Annotated in this window: 30 protein-coding genes, 2 pseudogenes and 1 riboswitch; of the genes and pseudogenes, 25 read left to right on the top strand and 7 right to left on the bottom strand. The window is 27.5% G+C overall.

The window, feature by feature from the left end:
- Positions 1–88: 88 nt before the first annotated feature.
- Positions 89–750, bottom strand: a pseudogene (locus tag M2214_RS09200) (aminotransferase class I/II-fold pyridoxal phosphate-dependent enzyme); the annotation flags it as partial.
- A 320-nt stretch (positions 751–1,070) separates the two neighbouring features.
- Here M2214_RS09200 and M2214_RS09195 point away from each other — a divergent pair.
- The 6 genes and pseudogenes from M2214_RS09195 to M2214_RS09180 all read left to right on the top strand — a co-directional run bounded on the left by M2214_RS09195 (position 1,071) and on the right by M2214_RS09180 (position 6,116).
- Positions 1,071–2,387: a pyridoxal phosphate-dependent aminotransferase gene (locus tag M2214_RS09195; protein ID WP_248476496.1), complete on the top strand. Its 1,317-nt coding sequence runs from the start codon at positions 1,071–1,073 to the stop codon at positions 2,385–2,387.
- Between the two features lie 113 nt (positions 2,388–2,500).
- Positions 2,501–2,686, top strand: a pseudogene (locus M2214_RS18475) (IS701 family transposase); the annotation flags it as partial.
- A gap of 152 nt (positions 2,687–2,838) precedes the next feature.
- The gene (locus tag M2214_RS09190; protein WP_248476481.1) at positions 2,839–3,666 is read left to right on the top strand and encodes a sulfurtransferase; all 828 of its coding nucleotides are present in this window, start codon (positions 2,839–2,841) and stop codon (positions 3,664–3,666) included.
- Between the two features lie 515 nt (positions 3,667–4,181).
- A complete protein-coding gene (locus tag M2214_RS18170) occupies positions 4,182–4,304 on the top strand; it encodes a hypothetical protein (protein WP_256466668.1) in 123 nt (40 codons plus the stop codon).
- Positions 4,305–4,403: 99 nt separating this feature from the next.
- Positions 4,404–5,423, top strand: coding sequence for an S-layer homology domain-containing protein (locus M2214_RS09185; RefSeq protein ID WP_248476472.1), 1,020 nt, complete (start codon positions 4,404–4,406; stop codon positions 5,421–5,423).
- A 186-nt stretch (positions 5,424–5,609) separates the two neighbouring features.
- A complete protein-coding gene (locus M2214_RS09180; RefSeq protein ID WP_248476470.1) occupies positions 5,610–6,116 on the top strand; it encodes a metallophosphoesterase in 507 nt (168 codons plus the stop codon).
- A 33-nt stretch (positions 6,117–6,149) separates the two neighbouring features.
- Here M2214_RS09180 and M2214_RS09175 read toward each other — a convergent pair whose 3' ends face one another.
- Positions 6,150–6,725: a 5' nucleotidase, NT5C type gene (locus M2214_RS09175; RefSeq protein WP_248476461.1), complete on the bottom strand. Its 576-nt coding sequence runs from the start codon at positions 6,723–6,725 to the stop codon at positions 6,150–6,152.
- Positions 6,726–6,956: 231 nt separating this feature from the next.
- Here M2214_RS09175 and M2214_RS09170 point away from each other — a divergent pair, with 231 nt between their 5' ends.
- Entirely contained in the window at positions 6,957–7,724 is a 768-nt protein-coding gene (locus M2214_RS09170) for a polysaccharide deacetylase family protein (RefSeq protein WP_248476459.1), read from the top strand.
- Between the two features lie 35 nt (positions 7,725–7,759).
- Here the strand turns inward: M2214_RS09170 and M2214_RS09165 are convergent, their stop codons facing one another.
- Together M2214_RS09165 and M2214_RS09160 are read right to left on the bottom strand one after the other, a co-directional pair.
- Positions 7,760–7,942, bottom strand: coding sequence for a hypothetical protein (locus M2214_RS09165; protein WP_248476457.1), 183 nt, complete (start codon positions 7,940–7,942; stop codon positions 7,760–7,762).
- A gap of 161 nt (positions 7,943–8,103) precedes the next feature.
- Entirely contained in the window at positions 8,104–8,286 is a 183-nt protein-coding gene (locus M2214_RS09160; protein WP_248476455.1) for a hypothetical protein, read from the bottom strand.
- Between the two features lie 217 nt (positions 8,287–8,503).
- Between M2214_RS09160 and M2214_RS09155 the strand changes: the two genes are divergently transcribed.
- The 11 genes from M2214_RS09155 to rpoD all read left to right on the top strand — a co-directional run bounded on the left by M2214_RS09155 (position 8,504) and on the right by rpoD (position 17,967).
- Complete coding sequence (locus M2214_RS09155; protein WP_248476453.1) at positions 8,504–9,082, top strand: anthranilate synthase component II; 579 nt, start codon at positions 8,504–8,506, stop codon at positions 9,080–9,082.
- A gap of 1 nt (position 9,083) precedes the next feature.
- A complete protein-coding gene (gene pabB, locus M2214_RS09150) occupies positions 9,084–10,433 on the top strand; it encodes an aminodeoxychorismate synthase component I (protein ID WP_248476451.1) in 1,350 nt (449 codons plus the stop codon).
- A complete protein-coding gene (locus tag M2214_RS09145; RefSeq protein WP_248476449.1) occupies positions 10,423–11,178 on the top strand; it encodes an aminotransferase class IV in 756 nt (251 codons plus the stop codon). Before pabB ends, M2214_RS09145 begins: the two co-directional genes overlap by 11 nt.
- Positions 11,168–11,821 (top strand): hypothetical protein, encoded by a 654-nt coding sequence (locus M2214_RS09140; protein WP_248476447.1) that lies wholly within the window; start codon positions 11,168–11,170, stop codon positions 11,819–11,821. The genes M2214_RS09145 and M2214_RS09140 overlap by 11 nt, the downstream gene beginning before the upstream one ends.
- A gap of 17 nt (positions 11,822–11,838) precedes the next feature.
- A complete protein-coding gene (gene folE / locus M2214_RS09135) occupies positions 11,839–12,402 on the top strand; it encodes a GTP cyclohydrolase I FolE (protein ID WP_305879795.1) in 564 nt (187 codons plus the stop codon).
- A gap of 12 nt (positions 12,403–12,414) precedes the next feature.
- Positions 12,415–13,206, top strand: coding sequence for a dihydropteroate synthase (gene folP / locus M2214_RS09130; protein WP_248476442.1), 792 nt, complete (start codon positions 12,415–12,417; stop codon positions 13,204–13,206).
- A 9-nt stretch (positions 13,207–13,215) separates the two neighbouring features.
- Positions 13,216–13,581 carry a dihydroneopterin aldolase gene (gene folB, locus M2214_RS09125; protein WP_248476440.1) on the top strand — a complete coding sequence of 122 codons (366 nt, stop codon included), beginning with the start codon at positions 13,216–13,218 and terminating at the stop codon, positions 13,579–13,581.
- Positions 13,574–14,059, top strand: a complete 486-nt coding sequence (gene folK, locus M2214_RS09120) for a 2-amino-4-hydroxy-6-hydroxymethyldihydropteridine diphosphokinase (RefSeq protein ID WP_248476431.1) — start codon at positions 13,574–13,576, stop codon at positions 14,057–14,059. The genes folB and folK overlap by 8 nt, the downstream gene beginning before the upstream one ends.
- Positions 14,052–14,828: a 3-deoxy-7-phosphoheptulonate synthase gene (aroF, locus tag M2214_RS09115; protein WP_330651475.1), complete on the top strand. Its 777-nt coding sequence runs from the start codon at positions 14,052–14,054 to the stop codon at positions 14,826–14,828. Before folK ends, aroF begins: the two co-directional genes overlap by 8 nt.
- Before the next feature lie 219 nt (positions 14,829–15,047).
- Positions 15,048–16,835, top strand: a complete 1,788-nt coding sequence (gene dnaG, locus M2214_RS09110) for a DNA primase (protein WP_248476429.1) — start codon at positions 15,048–15,050, stop codon at positions 16,833–16,835.
- A gap of 16 nt (positions 16,836–16,851) precedes the next feature.
- Positions 16,852–17,967 (top strand): RNA polymerase sigma factor RpoD, encoded by a 1,116-nt coding sequence (rpoD, locus tag M2214_RS09105; protein ID WP_248476421.1) that lies wholly within the window; start codon positions 16,852–16,854, stop codon positions 17,965–17,967.
- Positions 17,968–17,995: 28 nt separating this feature from the next.
- Here the strand turns inward: rpoD and M2214_RS09100 are convergent, their stop codons facing one another.
- Positions 17,996–18,181 carry a hypothetical protein gene (locus tag M2214_RS09100; RefSeq protein WP_248476418.1) on the bottom strand — a complete coding sequence of 62 codons (186 nt, stop codon included), beginning with the start codon at positions 18,179–18,181 and terminating at the stop codon, positions 17,996–17,998.
- A 67-nt stretch (positions 18,182–18,248) separates the two neighbouring features.
- On the opposite strand from M2214_RS09100, the gene M2214_RS09095 reads away from it, so the two are divergent.
- The 3 genes from M2214_RS09095 to M2214_RS09085 all read left to right on the top strand — a co-directional run bounded on the left by M2214_RS09095 (position 18,249) and on the right by M2214_RS09085 (position 20,796).
- Positions 18,249–18,947, top strand: a complete 699-nt coding sequence (locus M2214_RS09095; RefSeq protein WP_248476409.1) for a tRNA (adenine(22)-N(1))-methyltransferase — start codon at positions 18,249–18,251, stop codon at positions 18,945–18,947.
- Positions 18,937–20,037: a Nif3-like dinuclear metal center hexameric protein gene (locus M2214_RS09090; protein ID WP_248476407.1), complete on the top strand. Its 1,101-nt coding sequence runs from the start codon at positions 18,937–18,939 to the stop codon at positions 20,035–20,037. The genes M2214_RS09095 and M2214_RS09090 overlap by 11 nt, the downstream gene beginning before the upstream one ends.
- A gap of 66 nt (positions 20,038–20,103) precedes the next feature.
- Positions 20,104–20,796: a zinc ribbon domain-containing protein gene (locus M2214_RS09085; RefSeq protein WP_248476402.1), complete on the top strand. Its 693-nt coding sequence runs from the start codon at positions 20,104–20,106 to the stop codon at positions 20,794–20,796.
- 63 nt (positions 20,797–20,859) lie between these two features.
- Here M2214_RS09085 and M2214_RS09080 read toward each other — a convergent pair whose 3' ends face one another.
- Complete coding sequence (locus tag M2214_RS09080) at positions 20,860–21,078, bottom strand: hypothetical protein (RefSeq protein WP_248476401.1); 219 nt, start codon at positions 21,076–21,078, stop codon at positions 20,860–20,862.
- A gap of 164 nt (positions 21,079–21,242) precedes the next feature.
- Between M2214_RS09080 and M2214_RS09075 the strand changes: the two genes are divergently transcribed.
- The 4 genes from M2214_RS09075 to M2214_RS09060 all read left to right on the top strand — a co-directional run bounded on the left by M2214_RS09075 (position 21,243) and on the right by M2214_RS09060 (position 24,375).
- Entirely contained in the window at positions 21,243–21,860 is a 618-nt protein-coding gene (locus tag M2214_RS09075) for an acetate uptake transporter (protein ID WP_248476400.1), read from the top strand.
- 65 nt (positions 21,861–21,925) lie between these two features.
- Positions 21,926–22,027, top strand: a riboswitch (purine riboswitch).
- A gap of 250 nt (positions 22,028–22,277) precedes the next feature.
- Positions 22,278–23,696, top strand: coding sequence for an NCS2 family permease (locus tag M2214_RS09070; protein WP_248476397.1), 1,419 nt, complete (start codon positions 22,278–22,280; stop codon positions 23,694–23,696).
- Between the two features lie 323 nt (positions 23,697–24,019).
- Entirely contained in the window at positions 24,020–24,193 is a 174-nt protein-coding gene (locus M2214_RS09065) for a XapX domain-containing protein (RefSeq protein WP_248476396.1), read from the top strand.
- 17 nt (positions 24,194–24,210) lie between these two features.
- Complete coding sequence (locus tag M2214_RS09060) at positions 24,211–24,375, top strand: DUF1427 family protein (protein ID WP_248476392.1); 165 nt, start codon at positions 24,211–24,213, stop codon at positions 24,373–24,375.
- Positions 24,376–24,412: 37 nt separating this feature from the next.
- Here M2214_RS09060 and M2214_RS09055 read toward each other — a convergent pair whose 3' ends face one another.
- Entirely contained in the window at positions 24,413–25,231 is an 819-nt protein-coding gene (locus M2214_RS09055; protein WP_248476391.1) for a peptidoglycan-binding domain-containing protein, read from the bottom strand.
- Positions 25,232–25,371: the final 140 nt, after the last annotated feature.

Raw genomic sequence — 25,371 nt, 5'->3', positions numbered from 1 at the left:
TAATAATAAAAATTAATTAATAAAAAAAGACTTTCTTAATTTATTAAGAAAGTCTTTTTTTATAATTTATAAGATGTATATTGAGATTTTATTTATTTAGTTTTGCAGGTTCTTCAAGACCTGCTTTTAAGACCTTGATAGCCTTAGTTAAATCGGATTCATTTAATATGTAAGCTATTCTAACTTCATCTCTACCAAGACCTTTAGTTGAATAGAATCCTTCAGCTGGCGCCATCATTACAGTTTCACCATTTTATTTAATTCATTATATACGATATCTCTTCTTTTTTTGTACTCAGAATTAACTGTTTCAAAATAAGACTTAGGAGTCTTATAAAGCTCTATAGCACCTATTCTAACACCAAATGCGCTGTATCTTTTAGAAACACTAGAAGTTATTATAAATAAAGCATGTTCCTTAGCAAGTGACGCTATCATTTCTATTTGATCTTTAGTATAAAGAGCACCAGTTGGATTTCCTGGATTAGAAAGAAGTATAGCTCTAGTTTTTTCAGTAATAACTTTCTCAATAGCATATTTAGAAGGTAATTGGAACCCTTCTTCTTCAAAAGTAGCTATAGGTTTTATATTAACATTTACGGCAGTAGCGAAACCATTGTAATTAGTATAAAAAGGTTCTGGAATTAATATTCCATCTCCTGGATCTGCTATTGCTGTAATTGAAAATAATAAAGCCTCACTACCTCCGTTGGTTATTAGAATTTCATCTTGTGAAAAATTCATATTATAGTTAGTAAGAGATGATGTAAGTGGATTGTAATAAAATTGGTCAATTGATATATTGATTAAGAAAAGAAAAAACATGATGCCATGAATTATTCTATCAAACAATATAATATACACAACTTTTTTCTAAAGAGAATTGGAAATACCAATTAAACTAGAGAAGCATTTTTTTATAATTACAGCTAGGTAAGAATTATTAAGGCGAATATTATGTTTTATAATTTACTTAATAAAACATAATATTAAAAAAAGAGTGAAAATTATACAATTTCATGTTAAAATTACAATGTAAGAAAAAATTCTAATGAAAAGGGGTATTTGACATGAACAAACCTATATTATCTGCTCACTTTGAGTCAAGAAAACCATCAGCAGTTCGTCTTGCACAAATGAAGTATGAAGAGCGAAAAGTAAAACCGGAAGCTGTTATTAATGTGGGCATTGGAAACGTTTCTCTTCCGGCAAACACTGCAATGCAAAAGAGAATGTTTGCATTAGATGCAAAGAACAGTCCATTTGCTAGTGGTGTTATTAGGTACACAACAACTGCTGGAACTCAGGAATGTCAAGATGCTTTCAGAAACATTTTAAATTGTGAAGGTTTTGATACAAGTAAGCTTCACTTTCAAGTTACAGATGGTGGATCAACAGCAATGGAATTACTACTAATTGGTACATGTGGGCCAGCTGGAACAGATGAAAGACCTTTGTTGATGATTGATCCAGCATATACAAATTATATTTCTTTTGCGGAAAGAACTGGAAGAAAAACAGTTACTGTAAAGCGTCAATTAAATGAAAATGGAAACTTCGATCTTCCAAAAATCGACAAAATTGAAGAAGTAATTAAGGCGAATAACCCAGGAGCATTGCTAGTAATACCATATGACAATCCTACTGGTCAGCTGTATGACTATGATTCTATGAAAGCATTAGCAGAGCTTTGTGTGAAGTACAATATGTGGATGGTAAGTGATGAAGCATATCGTGAACTTTATTATGATACAGATAAGCCACTTGTAAGCATTTGGGGTGTAACTGACGCAGATGTTCCTGGAATTGAAGGCAGAAGAATTAGTATTGAGACTGCTTCTAAAGTATGGAATGCATGTGGTTTAAGAATTGGTGCATTAATTACAGATAATGCCGAATTTAATAACCGTTCAGTAGCTGAATATACAGCTAATCTTTGCGCAAATGCTATTGGTCAGTACATATTTGGAGCATTAGCTCACGAGAGTAAAGAAGGAATCATAGGATGGTGCCAAGAAATCAGAGAATATTATAGAGAACAAATTTTAAAAGTTTATAAAGGATTAAAGGAGCAAGAGCCTAATCTTATCGTTTCTAGTCCAGATGCATCTATTTACACAGTTATAGATGTTAGAAATGTTGTTAAACCTGGTTTTAAAGCAATTGATTTTGTATTATATTGTGCAGGAGAAGGTTCAGTTGATATTGATGGTGTTGAAACAACTCTATTAGTAGCACCTATGAACGGATTCTATGATATTAAAGATAGTGAAGCCAATCCAGGCAATACACAGTTTAGAATTTCTTTTGTTGAAACACCTGAAAAGATGGATAAAATTCCTGAACTATTTGTAAAACTACTTAGAGAGTATGAAGCACAAAGATAATAAATAATGTTATTAGAATTTAATATGCCACTAGTCAAGACTCAAGAAGTCTTGACTAGTTTTTTTGTATAAAGAAAATTACGTTAATAAACAGATAATTATTTTTTACATTTTTTATTAGCTTTACTTTTAAAGAGTATAGATTCTGTAGTCCGCAGGAAGTTAAGCATGTAGTTGGCGAAGTCATTAGAGAAGAACTATTTTTTAGTAAGTTGTTGAAAATACAGCAAATTAAAAAAAATCTATCTCGCATCCCATACCTATGTATATATATCAATATAGAGGATTTAGAAAGTTAGATTTTCTTGTAAAGTGGTGTTAAAAATTTTAAAATTCACTTTAAAAACACCAATAAATATATTATTTGTATTTAATTTTAGATGTAGAACTAATCTTAATTAATTGGTAAAATAAATATATATGTTATTATTTAAGATTAGGAAGTGATATTTTGAAAAATTTAGTTAGTGCAAAATGGTTAAAGGAAAATAATAATAATAATGATATGGTTGTAGTAGATTGTAGATTTGATTTACAAAATCCGTCATATGGGAAAAATAGTTATTTGGAAGGACATATTCCACACGCAGTATACATGGATATGGACAAAGATTTAGCTGGAGAGGTAAAAGAACATGGAGGAAGACACCCTTTACCTGATTTAAATGTATTCAAATCTAAATTAGAAAGTTGTGGAATAGGAAATGATACAACGGTTGTCGCTTATGATGATGGAGAAGTTGCAGGTGCTTCTAGATTTTGGTGGATGTTAAAATATATAGGTCATGATAAAGTATATATTTTAGATGGAGGAATAAGAGCTTGGATAAAGGAAAGCTATTCTTTGTCATCTGATATTTCTAAGAAAGAAAAGCAATTCTTAGATGTTAACATAAACGAATCCATAATAGCAACAGTAGATGAAGTTAAAGAAAATATAGCTAAAGATACATCCGTTATAATTGATTCAAGATCTTTTGAAAGATATAAGGGAGAAGTAGAACCTATTGATAAAAAAGCAGGTCATATTCCTAGTGCTCAAAATTATTTTTGGATGGATGTTTTAGAAAATGATAAAGTAAAGAATAATAAAAAATTAAAAGATCATTTTAACCAAGTATTAAAATATAAAAATGTAATTGTTCATTGTGGATCAGGAATAACTGGATGTGTAAATTTTCTTGCTCTTGATGAAATAGGAATAAAACCAAAACTTTATCTAGGTTCATGGAGCGACTGGATAAGCTATGATGAAAATGAGGTGAGAATAGGAGAGTAAATAAACTTTTACTCAGATATAATGAACTAGATAAAAGTATTAGTAATTTTAAATGTAATGAACTTAACCTCTTTTAAGCAAGGTAAAAATAGCTTATTGGAGGTTTTTTATGTTAGAATTAAAAGAAAAATTTATATAAAACTAAATTTCACCTCTTACAAACCTCACTTTACCGCTATTTAACTACAATTAGAACGTATTTATAATGTGTGGAATAATATCTACTATGGTGTTGCAACATGTCTTAAATCGTCTTCAAAGACGAATAAAACTAAAAACAAATAATATTAACCCTGTGTTATCTAGATTCAAAAAATTAGATAGTAGAATATTAACACTATTTCTTAATCTTTTGTAGTAAAATTTATATAACATGTAAATTGATTTTTAGAATTAAGAATAAGGCGGTTTTCATAAAAATATGGTATGATTATAAGGTGTACATATTTTAAAAACTTACATTTAACAGGTAAATCGTAATAAAAAAATTTAAGAGAAATTTGTGAGGTAATATTATGAGAGACAAAAACAGAAAATTAGACCCTAAGACAAAAGAAATTTTATATAACATTGACGAAGAAGATTTTTACTGTTTATTTGAAATCAAAGAGTTACTTATGGTGAGTTTTTGGAACTAATTTAAAGGTGTAAATTGCAGTTTTGAATTAAAACAATTTGTAGTTTTTCATAATTATGATAAAAAAATTATTTTAAAGCAAGAAAGGAAGATTATAACTATGACTTTAAAAAGAAAGATTAAAAACGCTGGTTTATTATTAAGTATCTTTTCTCTTTTGGGTATTAACTCAATGAATGTATTTGCAGAACAAACAGTGTCTGATTGGGCTCAAACACCATTTAGTATAATGCAACAGAAACAACTCATACCTAAATCGTTGGAGAACGATGAAAATTTTCAAGATGAAATAAATAGAGAAGAGTTTGCAGAGTTAGTAACTACATACTATCTACAATTAAAACCTCAATCAATAGAAGGTGATGGAGTATTCAATGATACAGTGAATCCCCTAGTGCAATTAGCAGGTAGACTTGGAATAGTAAACGGAACTGGTGAAGGAAAGTTTAGTCCTAATGATAAACTAACAAGAGAACAAGCTTCAACGATGTTCGCAAGGGCAGAGAAAATGATAAACAATAACCTAGAAACAACTACCGAAAACTCTTTCAATGATAAAGATAAAATATCAAGCTGGGCAAATGAAGGTGTGTCAACAATGAATAAGCAAGGAACAATTAAGGGATATCCTGATGGTTCATTTAAACCCAAAAGTGAAATGTCAAAAGAACAAGCAATAGTAGTAACAGCAAGGATGGCTAAAAAACATGGAATAGTAAGTTTTGATGAAAGCCAAGAGCCGAAGGAATCTACTCCTAGTAATTCAATAGAAGAATACGCAAATAAATACGGTTACAGAATACATTCAAGCGATAAATATATTACAGTAGCAGATAAAAATGGTGAAGACCTTATATCAATAGAAAGAAAAACTAAGGAATGTATTTATGCTTTTGGAGCAGACCAAATATCTAAAAATAGAGATCAATCTTATGAATTCCTTAATATTTATACAAAATTCAATGAATTTGATAAATTGAAAGAGTCTATAGATACTTATATAGATAATGAAGAATCTGGATTAAAAATAGTATATATCGATGGAATAAAAGTATCTATGTATAACACTAGTTATGGTTTGATTTTAACTATTTCAAATGAAGTGAAAACAGGAGAATAATAAACAAACGCCTCTTTTAAGCAAAGTTGAAATTCTGTTTAAAAGAGGCGTTTTATGTTTTTAATAATTGGATAATATTCGTATAACATACAGAGAATAAAAAGATTATTTTAAACTAAAAATAAGAAAATACAAAAGATATATATATTTATGAATATAAAATTATTATGAGGATGTGTTATATAAATGCAACATATTTATTTTATTTCTGATATGCATTTTGGACATGGTAATATTATTAAGTATGAAAATAGACCGTTTAAAAATATAAAAGAAATGGATACAACTATTATTAATAACTGGAATTCTGTTGTGAAGAAGGATGATAAAGTTTTTGTTTTAGGAGATATTTCTTTCTATAATAAAGAAAAAACTGCAGAGACAATATATTCCTTAAATGGATATAAAGTATTAATTTTAGGTAATCATGATAATGAAAGATCGATACATTGGTGGAAAAGTGTTGGATTTGATGAAGTAATTAAATACCCTATAATTTATAATGATTTCTATATATTATCGCATGAACCAATGTATTTAAATGAAAATATGCCATATATGAATATACATGGACATATACATAATCTGAAATATGAGAGTAAACAATTTTTCAATGTAAGTGTTGAATGCATTGATTATACTCCAATTAGTTTTGAAAAAATTAAAGAAATAATTAAAATTTCAATGAATTAATACAATAAAAAATTTCAATATATGAGTTGAAATTTAACTTACTTTTTCTAAATATATATTTATTATTATATTATATATTTCATCCCAATTTGTAACTCGTGTGATTTTATCATTCAGTTTTTTTCTATTATAATAAGTGTCTATCAAAATAACATTGAACCCTGCTTTGGATAGTTGAATAGCATTATTATAATTATCTTCTATAAAAATATCGCAATCAAGCTCTATAGCTTGATCTACTTTATAATGTTTTCCTAATAAAAAGATATCATTATACGGTATGTTATTATCTTTTAAAAAGTTTATTGTAATATCTTCTACTCTTTTATCTCTGGCTGTTACAAAATATAAATTATTTGTTTCGCTTAGTTTGTCTAGTATAGGCTTTACGTCTTCTTTTAATGTTGCTGTTTCATGTATTTCTCTAATATAATTATTGTAAAATTTCATATATTCTTCTTTTTCAATATTGAAAACTTCGTGCATTTCATATGACGTAACATCTTCTTCTTTTATATGTTTATTAAAATACTTATTTGCTAAATGTATCCAATAATATGCATCTGTTATAGTTCCATCAATGTCTATACAAATATTCAATTTCATCATTATACATACCTCCTTATTATCTTGCTTATTTATATTTTAAAATAAATTTTTTGATTTTGTATTAATGTAAGGTTAAGTATATGTTAAGGTACATCTATTTAGTATGAATATATTATAGAATTTGTAATTACTAATATATAAGATTATAATTAAGTGAAAACATGAGAATAAATAAACTCTTTATATAATATCTATTAATGTATACATTTTTTAGTAAGGAGATCATTTTATATGAAAAATATAAAAATTGTATTAATAATTATTATGTTAATGTTAATGGGATATCAGTCTGGAATAATAATTGTAAATTCTATAAAAACTAATGGAAGTCTACTTAATAGGATATCAGATAATACAGAACTTGTTTGGAATGGTCCTAGAGATAAAAAAATTATAGCTATTACATTTGATGATGGTCCCCATCCACGATATACGCCTAAAATATTAGATTTACTAAAGAAATATGATGTGAAAGCTACATTTTTTGTATTAGGCAAACATGTTGAATTCTACCCAGAACCATTAAAGAGAATAAAAGCTGAAGGTCATGAAATAGGAAATCACACATATTCTCATGTTGATGTAAAAAAAATACCTAGTAGAAAAATAGAAGAAGAATTTAACAAGACACAGGAAAAAATATATGATGTAATAAAAGAAAAACCAAGTATATTCAGACCGCCTTTTGGATCATGCAATAAATATCTTAAAGATTTAGCTAAAAAACATAATGTTAAAATAATATTATGGTCATCTAGCCAAGATTGCAAAGATTGGAGCAATCCTGGAGTTGAAAAAATAGCAAATACAGTTCTCAATAATGTAGGAAATGGAGATATTATATTACTTCACGATTATGTAAACACTAAAAGCCAAACATATGAAGCATTAAAAATAATACTACCAGAACTTAAACGTAGAGATTATAAATTTGTAACAGTATCTCAGCTTATAGAAAATAAAAATTATGAAGATGAAATAAAAATTATAGAAAATTAAAATACACACTCAATTAAGAATGTGCATTTTAATTTTTACTCTAATTTAGTACTTTCAAAGGATTGTGTTCCAGATAGTCTATGTCCTTCGCTTTCTGAAACTATATAACTAAATACACCTTGTTTATTATAGTTCTCAACTTTGGATACAGCCTCCTCTATATTCATCGGTTGTGAAATAGAGTTGTTATCAGAACGGATTATTATATATTTTTGCATAAAATCCTCCTTTAATCTAATTATTTATTAAAAAGATGATATTTATATAAGTTTTGTTTTATATGTTATTATTATAATTCCTCAAAAGTATATTTAAATACTAAGAATTAAGTGGGAATAACTATAAAAATACACATTCTTAAGAATGTGTATTTTTATAGTTATTCCCACTTAGGAGTATAGAAATTTCCGTCTTTAGCTATTCTATTTCCTTCATCTTCTGATACTATATAGCTTGATATACCTTGCTTATCATAATCTTTTACTGTTGATATGGCTTTTTGTCTATCCATTGGCTCTGAAATGGACTTATTGTCGGAACGTATTATTACATATCTTTCCATGAAATCCTCCTTAATGTAATTGTTTATTAAAAAAATGGTATTGATTTAAGTTTCACTTTATATACTATTATAATTTCTCAAAAAAATATTTAAATACTAAGAATAATGTGGAAAATATACATGTATATGTAGATAAGAAATTTATAAAAAAAGAGGTGTTTAATGGTATAATATAAATGATATTTACAATATTTTTGCCAAAAAAGGGGGAAAAAAATTGATCTTAATGATAGATAATTACGATTCTTTTACTTATAACTTAGTTCAGTTTCTAGGAGAATTAGGCGAAGAAATAATAGTCAAAAGAAATGATGAAATAACAATATTTGAAATAGAAAAATTAGATCCAGAAATTATAGTATTGTCTCCGGGACCGTGTTCTCCTAATGAAGCAGGTATCTGTATAGATGTTGTAAATTACTTTAAAGAAAAAAAACCTATATTAGGTATATGTTTAGGGCATCAAACTATAGCACAAGTATTCGGATCTACAATAAAAAGAGGTATAAGACCTGTACACGGAAAGGTTCATGCAATAAAACACTTCAATAAAGGGGTGTTTAAAGATCTAAATAATCCATTAAAGGTTACAAGATATCATTCTTTAGTTATAGACAAAGAAACGTTGAGTGACGATATCGAAATAACAGCTATTACTGATGAAGGCGAAATAATGGGAATTAAACATATAAATTATCTTATAGAGGGAGTACAGTTTCATCCAGAAGCGATACTTACTGAACAAGGTCATGAAATATTAAAAAATTTCTTAAGACAAGCTAGAGGAGATGATTAATATGATAAGAGAAATACAAACAAATTTAAATTCATTTGAAATATATACTCTATTTAAAGATGATAAATACAGTTTTATACTTGATAGCGCTATGGATGAAAAAAAATTAGGTAGATATTCATTCATAAGCTCAAGTCCTTTTAAAATCTTAAGATATAAGGACAGTGAAGTGAATCCTCTAGAAAAACTTAGAATAGAACTTGATAAATATAAAATAAAAAATAATACAGAACTACCGTTTATAGGTGGCGCAGTGGGATATTTATCTTATGATTTAGGTAATTATATAGAAAAATTACCTAGAAGTGTAGTAGATGATATACAATCTCCTGATTTATATTTTGGATTATATGATTGGGTTATTGTAATTGACCATTTAATGAATAAAACATTTATAGCAACTCCAGATATAAATGTGAGAGATGAAAAGCATATAATTGATAGTGTATGTAATTTAATAAATGATGCTCAAAATAATGGTATAGATAGATTATGTTATGAACAAAAGACATTTCCAAAAGTAAAACTAGAGTCCAATTTTAAAAAGAAAGATTACATAGATGCAATTGAGAAAATAAGAAATTATATAAAAAATGGTGATATATATCAGGCAAATATGACACAAAGATTTCATGGTAAAGTTAGTATGTCTAGTTTTGAATTATACAGAGATCTTAGAAGAATATCGCCTGCACCTTTTGGAGCTTTTTTGAATTTTGAAGATATTCACATCTTGTCAAATTCTCCAGAAAGATTTATAAAAGTTAGTGATAATTTTATACAGACAAGACCTATAAAAGGAACTAGACCTAGAGGAAAGAATGAAGAAGAAGATTTGTTATTGAAAAACGAACTTTTAAATAGTGAAAAAGATAAAGCTGAACTATTAATGATTGTAGATCTAGAAAGAAATGATATAGGTAGAGTTTCTAAAATAGGGACAGTAAAAGTACCTGAACTATTCAAATTAGAAGAATATGCAAATGTTCACCATTTAGTATCAACTGTTGTTGGAGAGATGGAAAAGGATAAAGATATAGTAGATGTTATAAGTTCTACTTTTCCTGGGGGTTCAATAACTGGAGCTCCAAAAATAAGATCTATGGAGATTATTGATGAATTGGAGCCTACAGCTAGAAATGTATATACAGGTTCCGTTGGGTATATAGGATTTGATTCTAGTGCAGACTTTAATATCTCTATTAGAACTATAATAAAAAAAGATGATGATGTATTTTTCCAAGTTGGAGGAGGAATAACTTGGGATTCTAACCCGGAGGATGAATATGAAGAAACTCTTCATAAAGCAAAATCTATTATGAATGCTATAAGGGGGTATTATGAAGAGTAAAGTCTCTTTTGATAGTGAATTAACTAAATTTGGAATAGGAATATTTGAAACTATGAAGATAATCAATGGTAAGGTGATATTTTTAGATGAGCATTTGAACAGAATGTATACTTCCATTGAAAAATTGAATTTAAATAGACCTATTGAAAAAAATGAATTAAAAGAGAAAATAAGCTGTTTTGCAGAAAACGTAGCTTATAAAGCATTAAGAGTAAGTGTATATGATGAAGGTTATAACATTCAATTAAGAGATATAAATTACACTAATAACGATTACAAAGACGGATTTAAATTAAATATATCCCCCATCAAAAGAGGTAAAAGTATATTATATAATCATAAGACTACAAACTATTTTGAAAATATGTACTCTAAAAGATATGCTTTATCTAAAAATTTTAATGAAGCACTAATAGTTAGCTTAAATGATAAGGTTTTGGAAGGGTCTATGACTAATATATTTTTTATAAAAGAAAATAAAGTATATACACCTAGTATAGAAAAATCACTTTTACCTGGTATAATAAGGGCAAAAGTAATTTATATTTGTAAAAAAATGAATATAGAATTAATTGAGAGAGTAATAGAATTGGATGAAATTAAAGATTTTGAATTTTGCTTTATAACAAATAGCCTTATAGATTTAATGAAGGTGATAACTATAAACGATGTAAATTATAAAGAAGAAAATAATATATTTAGAAAAATAAATTGTAAATTAAAGGAAATGTACTATGAATATTAAACAAATATATGAAGACGTAGTACTAGAACTGAAAAAAGATCAAAATAATATAGCAATAATAGTAGTTGGGTCTAGTGCAGATTTAAATTTTGACCAAAATATAAATGATATTGATTTGTTTGTTATAACTGAATATGGAGATAAACAAATCAGAAAAAGATATAATGTGCAAAATGTTGAGTTTGATATAAATTATTTTTCTGAAAAATTAACTTATGATTTTATAAAGAAAAATGAGCTCTTCTTTATAGAAGGAATTATTAGAGGCAATAATATATACGACAAAAAAAATATACTAGATGGTATAAAAAAATACGCTGAAAGTGAATATAAAAAAGGACCTTTAAAGTATAGCTTATCTGAGATAAAGGAATTAAAACTTAATATTATAGATAATATAAAACGGATTGAAAATAGTAAAGATTTAACTTATGTTCATTTTATGTCAAATTTATGTCTAAGAGATATATTAAAATCTTACTTTATAGTAAATAATAAATGGGTTCCAAAAGATAAAAAATTGTTTCAAAAGATAAAAGAAAAAGATTATAATCTGTATAGTCTTTCTCAAAATTTATATATAAGTTATGATTTTAATATTCTAAATGCCATGGTTGAATATGTATTTAAAAATATAAAATAAAAAGGGAGTTGGTAGAAATGGATAAAGAAAAAATCAAAAAAGCTGTAAGAGATATATTAGAAGCAATAGGAGAAGATCCTAATAGAGAAGGTTTAATTGATACTCCTGATAGAGTAGCTAGAATGTTTGAGGAGATATATAGTGGATTAAACGAAGATCCTAAAAAACATTTACAATTATTTTTTCAAGATGAAAAACATGAAGAATTAGTTCTCGTAAAAGATATACCTTTTTATTCAATGTGTGAGCACCATTTAGTACCATTTCACGGAAAAGCGCATGTAGCTTATATTCCAAAAGGAGGAAAACTTACAGGTTTATCTAAGCTTGCAAGAGTAGTTGAAACAGCCGCTAAAAGACCTCAACTACAAGAAAGAATAACAAAAACTGTAGCGGATGCAATTGTTGACGTTTTAAATCCATATGGGGTTATAGTAGTAGTTGAGGCTGAACATATGTGTATGACTATGAGAGGAGTAAAAAAGGCTGGTTCAAAAACTATAACTTCAGCTGTTAGAGGAATATTTGAAAAAGATGTAGCAGCAAGAGCTGAAGTTATGAGTTTGATAAACTATAAATAGGAGGGGTTGGATTTGTTCAGTTTTGGAGAAAAGACATATATAATGGGGATTTTAAATGTAACTCCTGATAGCTTTTCAGATGGAGGAGAGTATACTAATATAGAGATTGCTATAAAGCATTCTGAAGAAATGATAAAACAAGGTGCAGACATTATAGATATAGGAGGCGAATCTACAAGGCCTGGATCAGAGTTTGTGGATGAAAAGGAAGAAATAAAAAGAGTAGTTCCTGTTGTTAAAAAATTAATAAATACAATTGATGTACCTATTTCGGTTGATACTTATAAGTCATCTGTTGCTAGTGAAGTCCTACAGCTTGGAGTACCTATGATAAATGATGTATGGGGATTACAAAAAGATGAATTAATGGCAGATGTAATTGCTAAACATGATGCATATATAGTTATTATGCATAACCAAGATGGGACAGAATACGATGAAGATATTATACTGTCTATAAAGAAATTTTTAAACAAAAGCATACAGATAGCAAAAAAAGCTGGTATAAAGGATGATAAAATAATACTTGATCCGGGAATTGGATTTGGTAAGACTCCAGAGCAAAATATGAATGTTATGAAACGCATTCATGAATTGAAAGATTTAGGATATCCAATTCTATTGGGAACATCTAGAAAATCTATGATCGGAAAAATTTTAGATCTTCCTGCTAAAGAAAGAGTAGAGGGAACAATAGCCACTACTGTGATGGGAATAATTCAAGGGATTGATATAGTAAGAGTACATGATATAAAAGAAAACATAAGAGCTGCAAAGGTTACAGATGCTATATATAGAAAGTAGGTATAATTAATGGACAAGATTATATTAAGTAATTTATCATTTTATGGATATCATGGGGCATTAAAAGAAGAAAAGATACTAGGTCAGAAGTTTTTTATTGATATAGAGCTTTACTTAGATTTTAAAAAAGCTGGTAAAAGTGATGATGTTAAAGACTCTGTTCATTATGGTGAAGTGTATGAAGCTGTAAAAAAAGTAGTTGAAAATGAAAAATATAACTTGTTAGAAGCTTTAGCAGAAAATATATCAAGACAAGTATTTAACAATTTTGATTTAGTTCAAGAAATTATGGTTAGAGTGAAAAAGCCAGAAGCTCCAGTAAATGCTATATTTGATTATTTGGGTGTGGAGATAAGGAGAAAAAAGTATGAGTAGAGTTTATCTTGGACTTGGAACTAATGTAGGCGATAGATTAAAATATTTGAATGATGCTATAAAACATATAGAACAATTTGAAAATACAGAAATAGTTAAAATATCCAACGTATACGAAACAAGACCATGGGGATATACTAATCAAAATGACTTTTTGAATCTTTGCGTATCTATAGAGACAAATTTAAAACCCCAAGAACTGTTACAAAAGTGTTTAGAAGTAGAAATTAATCTTAAAAGAGAGCGAATAATTAGGTGGGGACCTAGAACTATAGATATTGACATTTTAGTATATGATGATATAATTTGTAATGGTGAAAAATTAACTCTTCCTCATCCGAGAATACAAGAAAGAGCTTTTGTATTGATACCTTTGATTGATTTGAAAGAAGACTTGACTATAAAAGGTAGGTTACTAAAAGATTGGTTAAGTGAATTAGATGCGGAAGAAGTAAAGGAGTACATAGGGAATGAGTAAAATCATACTAAAAAATATGGATATTACTATAAATTTGAAAAATGGTATAACTATTCCGAATGATAAACTTATGATTGCTGGACCTTGTGCAGTGGAAAGCTATGAGCAACTTTTAATGATTGCTAAATTTATAAAAAGCAAAGGTGCAAATGTATTAAGAGGTGGAGCATATAAGCCTAGGACTTCTCCTTATTCTTTTCAAGGTATGAGAGAAGAAGGTCTGAGGATATTTAAATCAGTAAAAAAAGAAGTGGATATCCCTATTGTTACAGAATTAATGGATGTAAGAGATATTGATAAAATATATGATGTAGCAGATATTATACAAATTGGATCTAGAAATATGCACAATTTTTCTCTACTTACTGAGGTTGGAAAGCAAGACAAGCCTATACTTTTAAAAAGAGGTATGTCTGCTACAATTAAAGAATGGATAAATGCTGCTGAGTATATAGCTGTTGGAGGAAATACCAATATAATAATGTGTGAAAGAGGAATAAGAACATATAATGATTATACTAGAAACACATTAGACTTGGCTGCTGTTCCTATAATAAAAAATGAAACAGGCCTTCCTGTGGTAGTTGATCCAAGCCATGGAACAGGAATAAAGGAACTGGTTAAACCAATGAGTTTGGCATCCTTTGCAGCAGGAGCAGATGGGATAATGATAGAAGTGCATCCAGAACCTGAAAAAGCACTTTCTGATGGACCACAATCATTAACATTTAATGAATTCGAAGATGTTGTAGAATCTTTAAATAAATAGGGCTATATTAGCCCTGTTTATTTTTTTAAAAATAATTTTCAAAAATAAAGAAGGAATTTATTTAAAAAAGTCGAATTATAGTAAATTGTATTTATAAAAAATAATACAAAAGTAATACTCAACTATTAATTCTTGATAAAATTTAAGAATTTTCAAATGAAGGAAATATAAATTTTATCAAGAATTAATAAATATTACACCTAAATAGAAGGTGATTGTATGAATAATATGAATGATATTATAGAAGAAATAAAATCAAGAAATGACATTGTAGATATAATATCTAGTTATATACAGGTAAAGTCTGCTGGATTAAATTATAAAGCACTATGTCCTTTTCATTCAGAAAAGACACCATCATTTTCAATAAGCACTCAAAAGCAAATGTATAAATGCTTTGGATGTGGAGAAGGTGGAGATGTTATAAATTTTGTAATGAAAATGGAAAATATAGATTTCATGGAGGCCTTAGAATTTCTAGCTCAAAAATCGGGGGTTGAAATTAACAAGGGAAAAATAAGTGATGAATCTAAAGAAAATATAAATAAAAAGCAGAAATTATATCAAATTAATTTAGATGCAGCTAGATATTTCTTTAAATCTATGTCGGATTTGAATAATACCGGATACAAATATTTAAAAAATAGAGGACTTGACAATAAGGTGATTAAATATTTTGGTCTAGGATATTCAAGAAATGACTGGCATGATTTAAATAATTATTTACTAAAAAAGGGATATGATCAGCAAAATTTGATAGATGCTGGATTAGCTATTCAAACTAAGAATAAAAAAAATTATATAAATAGGTTTAGAAATAGAGTTATGTTTCCTATATTTGACCACAGAGGAAAGGTTATAGCTTTTGGCGGAAGAGTACTAGATGAGTCTCTTCCAAAATATTTAAACTCATCAGAAACTATACTATTTAATAAAAGAAAAAACTTGTATGGTTTAAACTTTGCTAAAAAGAATATAAAGAATGATACATTAATCATAGTAGAAGGTTATATGGATGTTATAAGTCTTTTTCAATATGGTATAAAAAATGTGGTTGCATCATTAGGAACTGCTCTAACTATTGAACAAGCAAAACTAATAAAAAAATATGCTAACAAAGTAATTGTAGCTTATGATAATGATGAAGCTGGTGTTAAGGCTACACTAAAGGCTGTTGAAATATTAAATGGGGTTAGTCTGAGCGTGAAAGTATTAAATTTAGGAAAATCCAAAGACCCAGATGAATATATAAGAACAGAAGGGTTGGATAAATTTAATATATCGTTAAAAAATGCTATACCATTAATTCAATTTAAAATAAATATATTGAAACAAAAATATAATTTAAATAATGATCAAGATAGGCTATTGTTTACAAAAAAGGTAGCTAATACTATAAAAAATATTAAAAGTCCTATCGAAGTTGAGTATTATGTTAACAAGATATCTAAAGAAACAGATATATCCATACAAGCTATAAATAGTGAGATTTATGGTAAATACTACAAAGCAAATAAGAATCAAAAAGAAATTAAACAACAAATAGAGGAAATAAAAATCAAAAAAAACGGTATCGAGATTGCAGAAAAACAAATTATTCATATATTTCTAAATGAATCAAAATATAGAAGTGATATTTTGATGAATTTAGATATAGATGATTTTTTATTGAAAGAAAGTAAAGAAATATTAAATTATATAATTAAAAGCAATGAATTGGATATAATAACTATTGACAAATTGAAAAATTTAGGCATATCAGAAGAATATATACAGGATATATATAATATTAATATAGATTCAAATGTTAATTTAAACGATATTATAAAAACTTTGCAAAAAAATAGTCTAAAGAGAAAAAGAGATTATTTACTTAAAAGGCAGCATGAATTACAGCAAAAGAAACAGAATGATAAAAATATAGAAGCAAGTGAGGTTGATAGAGAATTGTTAGATATTGCAATGAAAATAATACGATTAGAAAAAGAGATGAAGAATATTTTATAGAAAGGAGGAACTTAGGATGGCGAAAAAAATAAGTAAAGAACAAAGACAATCTGTAAAAGAATTAATGGATAAAGGAAAGAAGCAAGGTTCTTTAACATATAGTGAAATAATGGAAGTTTTAGGAGAAGTTCAATTAGACAAAGACCAAATTGAAAACTTATATGAGACATTAGGTCAAATGGGAATTGAAGTATTAGAAGAAAAAAATAAAAAAGAGAGTATTAAAGTAGAAAAAGATGAAGATGATAGCGATGATGAGGAATTTGATTTTGAGAGTATAGATTTATCTTTACCTAAAGGTATAAGTATAGACGACCCAGTTAGGATGTATCTGAAAGAAATTGGGAAAATACCTCTTCTTTCGGCTCAGGAAGAAATAGAACTTGCTAAAAGAATGGAACAAGGTGATGAAATAGCTAAAAAAAGACTAGTTGAAGCCAACCTTAGATTAGTTGTAAGTATAGCTAAAAGATATGTAGGAAGAGGAATGTTATTTCTTGATTTGATTCAAGAGGGAAACTTAGGTTTGATTAAGGCAGTTGAAAAGTTTGATTATAGCAAAGGATATAAGTTTAGTACTTATGCTACGTGGTGGATAAGACAGGCAATAACTCGTGCCATAGCAGATCAAGCTAGAACTATAAGAATACCTGTTCATATGGTTGAAACTATAAATAAGCTTATAAGAGTATCAAGACAGTTACTTCAAGAGTTAGGTAGAGAACCAAAACCTGAAGAAATTGCTAAGGAAATGGATATACCGGAAGATAAAATAAGAGAAATATTAAAGATAGCGCAGGAACCAGTATCATTAGAAACTCCTATCGGAGAAGAAGAAGATAGTCATCTTGGTGACTTTATACCAGATGAAGATGCACCTGCACCTGCAGAAGCTGCAGCTTATTCTCTTTTAAAAGAGCAAATTGAAGAAGTTTTAGGATCTTTAAATGAAAGAGAACAAAAAGTCTTAAAATTAAGATTTGGATTAGCAGATGGAAGAGCTAGAACTCTTGAAGAAGTAGGTAGAGAATTTGATGTAACAAGAGAAAGAATTAGACAAATAGAAGCAAAAGCATTAAGAAAATTAAGACATCCAAGCAGATCTAAAAAATTAAAAGATTATTTAGATTAAAAAATTCGCCTATAAGGCGAATTTTTTTCTAATTCCAATATTGAGGCATATTTCCATACTCTATCTCTTTTTTTAATTTATCTTTAGATATATTTTCTTCTTGAGCATCTTGTATTTGAGCATTTATTTCTTTAGCTTCTTCAGCCCATTCAAAAGTAGTGCCACCCCATTTATATTTTAATAATTTTTTTGGTGGAATTATTTTTTTTTCCATATTAAATCACCTCATTATTATTATTTTAAAAATATTTATTTTAATTCAAGAAAGGAAGTGTAAAAAAATGAAATTAACTCCAAGACTAGAAGCAGTGGCCAATTTAGTTAGTAATAATGCAAAAATAGCAGATATAGGAACGGATCATGGTTATATACCAGTATATTTAATAAAGAAAAATAAAATAAAGTGCGCTATAGCAGCTGATGTAAATGAAGGGCCATTGAATAATGCAAAAAAAGAAATTGCTTCAAATAATCTGAAAAATAAAATAGAATTGAGATTGGGAAGTGGACTTAGTGTATTAAAGGTAGGAGAAGTAGACGAAGTAGTAATAGCAGGCATGGGAGGAGTTTTAATAAGCCAATTAATAGAGAATGAACTTAAAATAGCAAAACAATTAGATAGGATGATACTACAGCCAATGCAGGCATCCGCTGAACTTAGAAAATATTTACATAAAAATAAATTTGTTATTGAAGAGGAAATTCTAGTTAAAGAGGACTTTAGGATCTATGAAATAATGGTAGTTAAATATGATGGCAGAGAAATACCTCAACAAGATGAAATTTATTATGAAATTGGAAAAGGGCTTTTAGAGAATAAAGGTTGTTTGGTTTTAGAATTTATAGATAAAAAAATAAAAGAATATTCTAAGATAATAGAAAAAATAGAAGGAAAACAAGGTGAAAAAATAGAATTAAAAATATATGAATGTAGAAATAAAATTCAAAAGCTTGAGGAGTTGAAAGATTATGTACGTTAAAGATGTAATAAAAATATTTGAGAATAAATATCCTAAATCATTAGCGTATAACTGGGATAATATAGGGTTAATTATAGGAGATCAAATGTCTAAAGTAGAAAAAATTCTTGTTACATTAGAGGCTACTCAAGCTGTTATAGATGAAGCTGTGGAAAACAAAGTAGATTTAATAATAACGCATCATCCGTTTATATTTAAAGGATTGAAAAAAATAAATACATCTATAACAAAAGGAAATGATATATATAAACTAATAAAAAACAATATTAGTGTGTATTCGGCACATACTAATTTTGATATAGCTTATGATGGTCTAAATGATGAAATAGTTAAAAGGCTAGATTTAAAGGATGTTCTTGTTTTAGATACTACATATGATCAAAAACTATATAAAATAGCTGTATATACTCCAGTATCGCATCAGGATTGTATAAGAAAAGCTATGGCAGATATGGGATGTGGTAACATAGGAAAATATAGTGATTGCTCATTTACTTTTAATGGTGTAGGAAGATTTAAACCTTTGAACGATTCTAAACCGTATGTAGGAGTACAAAATGAAATAGAGATTGTAGAAGAGGTTAAAATAGAAAGTATATGTAAAGAAAGTAATTTAAAGCAAGCTATAAATAATATAATAAAAGCACATCCATATGAAGAAGTTGCATATGATATATATGAATTGAAAAATACAGGTAAAAAATATGGTCTTGGAAGAATTGGTAAACTAAAGAATACTATGAAGTTTGAAGAATTGTCAGAAAACGTAAAAAAATATTTAAATATAAAAAGTTTAAGAGCTACAGGAAACTTAAAAGAAGATGTAAATAAAGTAGCTATAGTAAGCGGATCTGGATCTGAATTTATAATCAAAGCTCACAGTATGGGAGCAGATGTTTTAATTACTGGGGATGTAAAATATCATGATGCTCAAAATGCTTTAGAATTAGGTATAAAGCTTATTGATGCTGGTCATTTTGGAAGTGAGAATATATTTTCAGATATAGTTTTACAATATTTACAAAAAGAATTTGATAGTATAGAAATATTAAAATCAAAATCTAATATAGATCCATTTATTACAATATAAGGAATAGTTTTATCTATTCCTTATTTTAATATAAAAAAATAATTATAGTAAAATGGAGGTATTATTATGAATAAAATTATAGAATTGGATAAAAAATATAATTTGATAGATAAAATTAAAAATCAAATAACTTATATACAAGAATATCCTAAAATGTCCGAATTAAAAATGAAATTATGTAAAATAGAGAAAGCTGAAAAAATGTATACAAAACAATTACAACTTTTGAAACAATCAATTATATCATTAGAAAATAATTTGAAAGACAAAGAAAATGAACTTAAAAAAGTAGATGAAGATTTATACAGTGGATTAATAAAAGATATAAAGCTACTTGAAAATATAAAAAATAAAGAAATGAATTTACAAAAATCAAAAGAGCAAATTGAACAAGAATTGATAGAAAATATGGATATAGTGGAAGATTTAAATATTAAAATACAAAAGTGTAAAACTAAATGTAATGAATTAAAACAAATTATTAAAAATTTAAATCAAAAAATTAGTGAAAAAATAGATGAATATACAAAAAATTTACATACTAATTTAGACCAAATAGAAAGTTTGAGAAGTGAAATAAATAACGAAAATCTAATTAAATATGATACTATTAGGAAGAAATATAAAAATGCTTTGGTTAAAGTAGACAATAATATTTGTGGTGGATGTAATGTAGAACTTTTTATGAATAAAATTAGTAAGTTAGATAACAATCAGATTATTGAATGTGAAAATTGTGGAAGATTAATGTATAAGTAATATATTTTGAACAACTGAGCCCACTAGGGCTCGTTGCCATATAACAAGATAAATAGTAGGTTATTAGTCTTTTGTATAAATTTTAGGTATATATAAATTAACGTTATTTATTGAAATTATAATATTATATACATAATCTATATGTTCATTTAAGTCGTTGAATGGGAAATATGTACTTTTAATTATTTCTGTCTTGTCAAAAATATTTAATTTTTTTTCTGAAGGATCAATTTTGATAGATATATGTTTATTGTATTTTAAAAGTCTAGATAGTTTATTCAATAAGATCACCTCTATAATAATTAGTATATAATATTATATACTAATTATTATTTTTTGTGTAAAATTGTGAAAAAAATGATTAAAATGTTTAAAAAAATAGAATTTTGTGATAATATATATATCGAAGAATTTATAATATATTAAATTATTTATGGGAGGTTTTTATGAACACTAATGAGACAAAAATTGTAAAAATTAGCAATGCAGATCCATCAGCATTAGGATTATTTGGATTAGCTATGGTAACTCTTGTAGCATCATCTCAAAAGTTGGGTCTTACTCACGGGGTATCATTTATAATACCATGGGCAATATTTTTAGGAGCATTTGCGCAATTATTTGCTTGTATTAACGATTCAAAAAAAGGTAATGTTTTTGGAACAACTGCTTTTGGAGGATATGCATTTTTCTGGTTTGCAGTTGGAACTTCATGGCTTATTCAAAATGGAGTATTCGGAGAAAAATTAGCTGCTGGTGTAGATGTTAAGCAACTTGGATTTGCTTTTTTAGGATATCTAATATTCACTTTATTTATGACTATAGGAGCTATGGAAACTCATAAAGTTCTATTTATAATATTTGTATTGATAGATTTCTTATTCATAGGATTGACTTTAAGCACATTTGGGATAATGCCTGAATTTGCTCATGAAATTGCTGCAGTTTCAGAACTGCTTATTTCGATAGTGTCTTTTTATGGTTCTGCAGCTTCTGTATTGAATCTTCATTTTGGAAGAGTTTTTCTTCCTGTTGGAAAGCCTTTTGGAATATTCAAAAAATAGACAATTTTATTATTTCAAAATTATTATTGACTTTATAAAAATATAATGTTACTATTTTGAAATATAAAAATTAAAAATATGCCGTCCGTATAATTCTGATGATATGGTTCAGAAGTTTCTACGAGATACCGTAAATTTTTCTCTCTATGGGTGATCCTAATAAAAAGCTAGGTTAAGATTACAAATTATCCGCTTTAATATTATAAAAAACACAATTGGATTATCTCATAATCCAATTGTGTTTTTTATTTATAAGGAAATTATATAATTTTCAACTTATAGATAATATTGATTAGTGAACTAAAGAGCAATTATTTTAAGCAACGGAGACCGTTAGGGCTTTGCTTGGTGACATGTGCGATGCATTAGCATGAAGCAAATTTTTTATGATGGTATATGAGAAGGAGATGACAATATATGAAATCTACAGTTCAAAAAAATACTAATATATTAGAAAAACTTTTTGAACTAAGAGAAAATAAGACAAATATTAAAACCGAAATCTTAGCTGGATTTACTACGTTTATGACTATGGCTTATGCTCTTTTAGTAATCCCTAATCTCTTAAAGTTTTCAGGTATGAATGCATTAGGAGCAAGAGGAGATGAAGCTGCTTTACTATCTATATTAAATGACCCTGTAATAGGATCGGCTTTTACAGGAACGTGTATAGTGTCTGCAATTGGAACTCTAATAATGGCTTTATATGCTAATCTACCATTTGCAGTAGCACCAGGAATAGGATTAACAGCATTTTTTTCGTTTAGTGTATGTTTAAACTTGGGATATACATGGCAACAAGGGTTAGCAGCGGTTATGATATCTGGAATATTATTTATAATAATAACAGCAACATCTATTAGAGAAAAAATAGTGGAATGTCTTCCTAATAATATAAAAATTGCAATAACTTCAGGAATAGGTCTTTTTATAACATTAATAGGTTTAAAAGGAGGAGGTATTGTAGTTTCAGATCCGGGAACTTTAATTAAGTTTGGTGATTTTACAGATAAAGCAGTAATATTAACCTTAATAGGAATAATGATAATGGGAATATTAATGGCTAAAAATGTAAAGGGTGCCATGTTAATATCTATAATACTTACAACTATAATAGGTATACCTATGGGAATTACAAATATAGAAGGATTAAAGATAATAACAGCTCCTCCATCTGTTTCACACACTTTTATGGCTATGGACTTTAAGGGATTATTAAGTAATAGTGGGGCAGGAATTATAGGAACTGTTACTAGTATAATAATGGTTGTATTAACTTTTAGTTTAGTAGATTTATTTGATACAATAGGTACTCTAGTAGGAACAGCTCAAAAGGCGGATATGATCCAGGAGGATGGAAGCATTAAAAATATGAAAAAAGCACTTTTAGCAGATGCAATAGCAACAACTATTAGTTCTATGTTTGGTGGAACTACTACAGCAACATATATAGAATCTACTGCTGGAATAGCAGAAGGTGGAAGAACAGGACTAACATCTATGGTTGTAGGAATTTTATTTTTATGTTCATTGTTTTTAGGTGGTATTGTAGGGATAGTACCATCACAGGCAACATCGCCTGCATTAATAATAATAGGAGTGCTAATGATAGAATCTATAAAAGATGTTGATTTTTCAGATTTAACAGAAGCAATACCTGCTTTTTTTACAATAGTTATCATGCCTTTTACTTATAGTATAGCAAATGGTATTGCAGCTGGAGTGATATTTTACCCTATAATGAAGTTAGGTACAGGAAAACATAAGGAAGTTCATCCCATAATGTATGTATTATCTATATTATTTATACTAAGATTCATATTGTTACCAGAATAGAAATATTAAATATAAAAAAACAAAAGACTTAATCTTCGCTGTATATAAATGCAAAGATTAAGTCTTTTGTTTTTTTATATAGTAAGTATATTATTTTGATTTTATAGATAGCTGGATATGAAATTTTATTTATAATTATATATAATATAAATGAAAAAAATATTTAATATTGAAAAATTTTTTAAAAAAATATATAATGGATATGGAATCGGTAACATATTTATATAAATTTAAGCTTCATTATAAACGTTTAATTTATATAAATATTACAATATTGAAATATATTAACAAAATCAGAGTTATTTCATGAAAGGATGATATAAATGAATGACATTAAAGTAGTATTATTATCTTTATTGACAGGAATGATAACAGGAATTATATTTACAATTTTAAAATTTCCTTTGCCAGCACCACCTACGATACAAGCCTTTATGGGGATATTTGGTGTTTGGTTCGGAGCATTTATAATAAGAAAATTCGAAGGTTGTAAGTAAAGAAGGGGGTCTAATTAATGGAAGATTTAATAATATCATTAAAAGCAACTTCAGCAGGAGTAGTCTTAGGCGCTATCTGTCAAAAATTAAAATTACCTTTACCAGCACCGCCTGTTTTTGCAGGAGTTATGGGAGTTTTAGGGGTTATAATTGGAGGCAAAATAGCACAGCTTTTATTTTAATAAATAAAATCCGGTATATGAATATACCGGATTTTATTTATTTACCTATATATTTTTGAGCAATTTTTATGTTGTTTTGATGTACATTATCAACTCTATTACTGCTGTGAGTCCTACTACCTATGAAATGTATATCAAAGACTCCATGCATTCCATTGTTTTTGATTGCATCTAAGTTAGTCCCTGCACCATAACCACCACTTCTCCAAGTAGTATAAGATGCTGAAGGTGCATTATCATTTCCAGCGTGAGGCATACCAGCCATAGACGCTGGTAGCGATATTCCATTATAGGTAACTATAATTGGTCGTTTATTCCAAGACCAATTTCCTCCGAATATACTTTTGTATATAGATGTATCATATTCACTTATAGTTTCTGCATCTATATGGTTAGTACCATATGTTCTATTGGCTTTAAACGATTTTCCAGAATATATATCTAGTACTTCAAATGTAGCCCCTCTAGGAATTGCATATTGAACTTTTGAGAACCATGTCCAATTAGACTGTGATGATGAGCCTCCTCTTGTTACAGAAGAAGTGCTTTTTCCATTTAATAAGTTTAGTTTTTTAATTGTATTCTTTCCTGCTATACCATCTGCCATTAAATTATTAGCCTTTTGAAAATCTAAAACTGACTTTTTTGTTATACTTCCATAATAACCTGTGGGATTCACATGAAAATATCCTAATTCCTTTAGATTGTTTTGTAGAAGCATTACATTTTGATTTCGCATGCCAGTTTTAAGTAATAATGAACTATTAATTTGCGTATAGGCGTTAGCTGTATTAATATGTAATGGAGCAAATGCAATTCCTAGACTTAATATACTAGATATTATTATTTTTTTCATATTCTTCCTCCTTGAACTTTATATAATTTACACATAATATAAATATAATACAAACGTCGAAAAAAGTCGAAGGAAATTAATGTAATTACTATTCTTTAAAATGAAAATTTAAATTATAATAATTAGTGTATAGTTAAAAT

This window comes from Tepidibacter aestuarii (genome assembly GCF_934924865.1).
In the GTDB taxonomy this organism is placed as follows: domain Bacteria; phylum Bacillota; class Clostridia; order Peptostreptococcales; family Peptostreptococcaceae; genus Tepidibacter_A; species Tepidibacter_A aestuarii.
The sequence above is the reverse complement of the archived record's forward strand: the minus strand, read 5'-3'. Positions and strand labels throughout refer to the sequence as shown.

Excerpts from the sequence above, each read along its gene's own strand:
- pabB (WP_248476451.1), top strand. The coding sequence starts at position 9,084 with ATGATAAGAGAAATACAAACAAATTTAAATTCATTTGAAATATATACT.
- M2214_RS09065 (WP_248476396.1), top strand. The coding sequence starts at position 24,020 with ATGAATGACATTAAAGTAGTATTATTATCTTTATTGACAGGAATGATA.
- M2214_RS09180 (WP_248476470.1), top strand. The coding sequence starts at position 5,610 with ATGCAACATATTTATTTTATTTCTGATATGCATTTTGGACATGGTAAT.
- aroF (WP_330651475.1), top strand. The coding sequence starts at position 14,052 with ATGAGTAAAATCATACTAAAAAATATGGATATTACTATAAATTTGAAA.
- M2214_RS18170 (WP_256466668.1), top strand. The coding sequence starts at position 4,182 with ATGAGAGACAAAAACAGAAAATTAGACCCTAAGACAAAAGAAATTTTA.
- M2214_RS09185 (WP_248476472.1), top strand. The coding sequence starts at position 4,404 with ATGACTTTAAAAAGAAAGATTAAAAACGCTGGTTTATTATTAAGTATC.
- M2214_RS09175 (WP_248476461.1), bottom strand. The coding sequence starts at position 6,725 with ATGATGAAATTGAATATTTGTATAGACATTGATGGAACTATAACAGAT.
- M2214_RS09160 (WP_248476455.1), bottom strand. The coding sequence starts at position 8,286 with ATGGAAAGATATGTAATAATACGTTCCGACAATAAGTCCATTTCAGAG.
- folB (WP_248476440.1), top strand. The coding sequence starts at position 13,216 with ATGGACAAGATTATATTAAGTAATTTATCATTTTATGGATATCATGGG.
- M2214_RS09170 (WP_248476459.1), top strand. The coding sequence starts at position 6,957 with ATGAAAAATATAAAAATTGTATTAATAATTATTATGTTAATGTTAATG.
- M2214_RS09145 (WP_248476449.1), top strand. The coding sequence starts at position 10,423 with ATGAAGAGTAAAGTCTCTTTTGATAGTGAATTAACTAAATTTGGAATA.
- M2214_RS09060 (WP_248476392.1), top strand. The coding sequence starts at position 24,211 with ATGGAAGATTTAATAATATCATTAAAAGCAACTTCAGCAGGAGTAGTC.
- M2214_RS09085 (WP_248476402.1), top strand. The coding sequence starts at position 20,104 with ATGAATAAAATTATAGAATTGGATAAAAAATATAATTTGATAGATAAA.
- M2214_RS09100 (WP_248476418.1), bottom strand. The coding sequence starts at position 18,181 with ATGGAAAAAAAAATAATTCCACCAAAAAAATTATTAAAATATAAATGG.
- M2214_RS09055 (WP_248476391.1), bottom strand. The coding sequence starts at position 25,231 with ATGAAAAAAATAATAATATCTAGTATATTAAGTCTAGGAATTGCATTT.
- M2214_RS09095 (WP_248476409.1), top strand. The coding sequence starts at position 18,249 with ATGAAATTAACTCCAAGACTAGAAGCAGTGGCCAATTTAGTTAGTAAT.
- M2214_RS09070 (WP_248476397.1), top strand. The coding sequence starts at position 22,278 with ATGAAATCTACAGTTCAAAAAAATACTAATATATTAGAAAAACTTTTT.
- rpoD (WP_248476421.1), top strand. The coding sequence starts at position 16,852 with ATGGCGAAAAAAATAAGTAAAGAACAAAGACAATCTGTAAAAGAATTA.
- dnaG (WP_248476429.1), top strand. The coding sequence starts at position 15,048 with ATGAATAATATGAATGATATTATAGAAGAAATAAAATCAAGAAATGAC.
- M2214_RS09090 (WP_248476407.1), top strand. The coding sequence starts at position 18,937 with ATGTACGTTAAAGATGTAATAAAAATATTTGAGAATAAATATCCTAAA.
- folK (WP_248476431.1), top strand. The coding sequence starts at position 13,574 with ATGAGTAGAGTTTATCTTGGACTTGGAACTAATGTAGGCGATAGATTA.
- M2214_RS09140 (WP_248476447.1), top strand. The coding sequence starts at position 11,168 with ATGAATATTAAACAAATATATGAAGACGTAGTACTAGAACTGAAAAAA.
- M2214_RS09075 (WP_248476400.1), top strand. The coding sequence starts at position 21,243 with ATGAACACTAATGAGACAAAAATTGTAAAAATTAGCAATGCAGATCCA.
- M2214_RS09195 (WP_248476496.1), top strand. The coding sequence starts at position 1,071 with ATGAACAAACCTATATTATCTGCTCACTTTGAGTCAAGAAAACCATCA.
- M2214_RS09165 (WP_248476457.1), bottom strand. The coding sequence starts at position 7,942 with ATGCAAAAATATATAATAATCCGTTCTGATAACAACTCTATTTCACAA.
- folE (WP_305879795.1), top strand. The coding sequence starts at position 11,839 with ATGGATAAAGAAAAAATCAAAAAAGCTGTAAGAGATATATTAGAAGCA.